Source organism: Oleiphilus sp. HI0067 (assembly GCF_001635735.1).
Map to the genome: position 1 here is coordinate 1 of NZ_LWFI01000927.1, position 557 is coordinate 557.

Consider the following 557-nt stretch of genomic DNA (forward strand, 5'->3'; position numbering starts at 1 on the left):
TTTCCTTCAAGGTACTGAATAATAGGAAGTGTAAAGCTAGCAGTTTTGCCTGTACCCGTTTGCGCGGCAGCCATCACATCTTGCCCTGTTAATACGGCAGGAATAGCCTCTTGCTGGATTGAGGATGGTGTCTTATAACCTTTTAACTCAATTGCTTTTAGGATATTTCGATTAAGGCCAAGCTCTTCAAAGTACATTAAGTATTCGTTCTCAGTATGTGGGGGAAGAATGCGCGCGAAGTATAGGTGGGATTAAGCTTTTACGATACATAAACTTCATCATTCGTATGCTAGTAGGTCAAAACACGCACTGCGAGCTTGGTGCGACGATCTATTTATGTCACGATAAAAACAAATAATTAAGTGCTTAGGCGCATTCTTGAGCTTCGCTCAAGACATACTAAATAAGCTGACAATAACGATACTAATAAATTCCGATATGTCGAACGTCTATACGATAATCAAGCTACTAGCGTTAACGCTAATCATTAGTGGCTGCGCAACAAGTTTTGATCGAACCAATATTCGCCCTGGTGAACGGGTATATGGCCCCGCGGT

1 protein-coding gene is annotated in these 557 nt (G+C 41.8%); it reads right to left on the minus strand.

The genetic code is table 11. The annotated features are described in order from the left end of the window. A partial coding sequence (locus A3739_RS11210) for a DEAD/DEAH box helicase (RefSeq protein WP_156502541.1) occupies positions 1-197 on the minus strand: 197 nt, incomplete at its 3' end. Positions 198-557: the final 360 nt, after the last annotated feature.